Origin of the sequence: Synechococcus sp. R6-7, assembly GCF_047461695.1 — a bacterium.
In the GTDB taxonomy this organism is placed as follows: domain Bacteria; phylum Cyanobacteriota; class Cyanobacteriia; order Thermostichales; family Thermostichaceae; genus Thermostichus.
On sequence record NZ_JANSHS010000110.1, the window covers coordinates 1 to 2,768 of the forward strand.

4 protein-coding genes are annotated in these 2,768 nt (G+C 61.8%); all 4 read right to left on the bottom strand.

All coding sequences use genetic code 11. The features are described 5' to 3' along the window. Positions 1 to 119: 119 nt before the first annotated feature. Positions 120 to 878 (bottom strand): hypothetical protein, encoded by a 759-nt coding sequence (locus NW815_RS03890; protein WP_011432665.1) that lies wholly within the window; start codon positions 876 to 878, stop codon positions 120 to 122. 66 nt (positions 879 to 944) lie between these two features. After that, the gene (purE, locus tag NW815_RS03895) at positions 945 to 1,484 is read right to left on the bottom strand and encodes a 5-(carboxyamino)imidazole ribonucleotide mutase (RefSeq protein ID WP_414390574.1); all 540 of its coding nucleotides are present in this window, start codon (positions 1,482 to 1,484) and stop codon (positions 945 to 947) included. Between the two features lie 14 nt (positions 1,485 to 1,498). After that, positions 1,499 to 2,590, bottom strand: a complete 1,092-nt coding sequence (locus NW815_RS03900) for an L-threonylcarbamoyladenylate synthase (RefSeq protein ID WP_414415733.1) — start codon at positions 2,588 to 2,590, stop codon at positions 1,499 to 1,501. 25 nt (positions 2,591 to 2,615) lie between these two features. Beyond that, a partial coding sequence (locus tag NW815_RS03905) for a YhjD/YihY/BrkB family envelope integrity protein (RefSeq protein WP_414415734.1) occupies positions 2,616 to 2,768 on the bottom strand: 153 nt, incomplete at its 5' end.

Genomic DNA, 2,768 nt, shown 5'->3' on the forward strand with positions numbered 1-2,768 from the left:
AGCGCGGGGCTTCTCGGCGGTTTAGCTAAACCTGAGGTGAGCAATCTATTTGGCGGATTGCCCAAGGGACTGAATTTATCATCCCAGTCAAACCCTTGAGGACCAAGACAGCCGTTATCTTAGTTTGAAGAGGGATCCCTGCTGGGGTGTTTGAGATTGGTCAAATCGTTGAGGCGGCGCAGGATCCCCCATCCCTGTAGGGCCTCCAGCAGGGCTTCCCGCACAACCGCTACCGTCTCTTGGTCGAGGGCCAACCGCAGATAATCCACCGCCAGCCGGGTTTGCTCGGGATCCAAGTGAGACATTAAACTCTGCAAGCGGCGAACGCCCGCCAGCCGTCGGAAGGGATCGGGAGAAGCAATGTCGCTGAGGTCGCGCTCCAATTGAGACCGTTGCCGCTCTTGTCGGCCCCTGAGCCACTCCCCAAACAGCAGCGACAACAAGGCTAGAGTGGCCAATCCCTGTAGAATGGCACCGGTGGCCAGCCAGCGTTGGGTGGATTCTGCCCAGATGGAGATGAGGGTGTAGGTGCCCAAGGTGGCGGCTGCTCCCGAACCAATTGCCAGCAAAAGCCAGCGATCCGCCTGCCGAAACCAGGCTTGCCACTCCTGCCAGCGGCGGTTGAACTCAGGGCTGCGCACCCCCTGTAGCCCCAACATCACCAAGGTGCCCACCCCCAGAGAGAGCGCCAGCCGCCCATTCCAGAAGGCCAGCCCTGCCAACGCCAAGGCCGACAGAGCCAAAACCCGCCACTGCGGCCCCGATAGGATCCACAGAGCAACTTGGGATCCCGTCTCCACTGCCCCACGCCCCACCCGCTGCAGATATTCTGGCCAGGATCCCTGGCCGGAAGAAGGGCGACCCGATTGATGCTTCACCGATGGCAACTCCCAAAACTCGGCCCTATCTGGCCCTTTGCAAGCGGCAAGATAGATCAACGCTCCTTAAATTATGCTCTTATGCTTTATAGAGTCGAGGTAGGCTTTCCACCCTTGGGTTTGCAACTGGTCGTTTTTCTCCTGCACCGACTGTTTTAGGCTTTCCCGATAGGCGATCACCCGCCGGAGCAGATCGGGATCCCCACTGGCTAGGATCTGCACCGCCAACAGACCCGCGTTGTAGCCGTTGCCAATGGCCACCGTGGCCACCGGGATCCCTTTGGGCATTTGCACAATCGAGTATAAGGAGTCGATCCCCTGCAGGGATGGGCTGAGCACCGGCACCCCGATCACCGGCAGAGGGGTGAGGGACGCCACCATCCCCGGCAAATGGGCTGCTCCCCCTGCCCCGGCAATAATGACGCGGATCCCTTGGGTATGGGCGCGGCGGGCAAACTCTACCATGGCCTCGGGGGTGCGGTGGGCGCTGAGGATCTGCAATTGGTAAGGGATCCCAAACTCCTCACACACCTGGGCGGCAGGTGCAAGGGTGGGCAAATCGGAATCGCTGCCCATTACGATGGCAACGAGGGGGGAGAGTTCCATATCGCTAAGCGACGCTAACGCGAAAGGCTGCTGGCCCGGCGTAGCCGATCCATCATCGCATAGCCCAACCCCGTCGAGATGGGTGGGGGCTCTGCCAGCAGGAGCGTAGCATCTCCCTCATCCAGGCGGCGCAGGCTGGCAAAGAGGGCGCGGGCGGCTGCCTTGGGATCCGAACCCAAACACTCCAAACTGAAAGTGATCCCCGGCCAATGGCGGGAGAGGGTGTTCAGCAGAGCCTGCGGATCCGTGGCAAAGCTGAGGATGCCCAGGTGGGAATGACCGGTTGTCAGGTGCTGCACCTGTTGCCAATCGCCGGGCTGAAGCTGGGCAAAAGGGGTGGGCAAAAGCCGGAGGGGCTTACTGGGGGCATAGTGGCTGCTCAGTCGTCCCGGCGCTTCTGGCGGGCCCGTTGTGCCATCCTTGGGGGCCTGTTCTGGGGGCAACCGGATGGGCAACCCCAGGTGGGCCTCCAGGGCTTCCAGTGGGATCCCTCCTGGGCGCAGCAGCGTCGGGATCCCCTCGGGGCTGAGCTTCAGCACGGTGGATTCTAGGCCCACGGCACACTCTCCCCCATCCAAGATGTAAGGGATCCGCCCTCCCAGCTCTGCATAGACGGCCTGGGCTGAGGTGGGGCTGATGCGGCCAAAGCGATTGGCACTGGGGGCAGCCAGAGGGGTTTGCACCGCCTGCAGCAAAGCTTGAGCCACCGGGTGAGCAGGCACCCGCAGGGCAACAGTAGGCAACCCGCTGCTCACCAGATCCGGCACGGTGGGGCACTTGGGCAGCACCAAAGTCAGGGGCCCCGGCCAAAAGGTGTCGACCAGGGATCCCAGCAAAGCGCGAGCGGCGGGAGTAAAAGCCGACACGTCCACCAGCCACCCCTGCAATTGCTCTAGGGTCACCCCAGCCGGCAGATGCAGGATCAGGGGATCGAAGCGGGGGCGCTCCTTGGCGGCAAAAATGTTTGCCACTGCCTGCTCATCCAAGCCATGGCCCGCCAGGCCGTAAACCGTCTCCGTGGGGATGGCCACCAACTGGCCCCGCAGCAAGGCTGCCGCCGCTACGGCAATGTGCTCAGGAGTGGGTGAGAGAATTTCCGTCTGCATCCATGACTCGGATTTGGAGTAAGGGCTAGGGATCCCGTTCTGCAATCCATTTTCGCGCCTGGTAGAGGGCGATGTTGATCTGATCCCCAAACAGCAGCGCCAAGGAAGTGAGCCAAACCCAGAGCAGCAGAACAATAACCGCCCCCACCGCCCTGTAGACTTGGTTGAACTGCCCAAA

What these genes read in the sequence shown, in the direction of transcription:
- purE (WP_414390574.1), bottom strand. Translation starts at nt 1,484, where the DNA reads ATGGAACTCTCCCCCCTCGTTGCCATCGTAATGGGCAGCGATTCCGAT.
- NW815_RS03900 (WP_414415733.1), bottom strand. Translation starts at nt 2,590, where the DNA reads ATGCAGACGGAAATTCTCTCACCCACTCCTGAGCACATTGCCGTAGCG.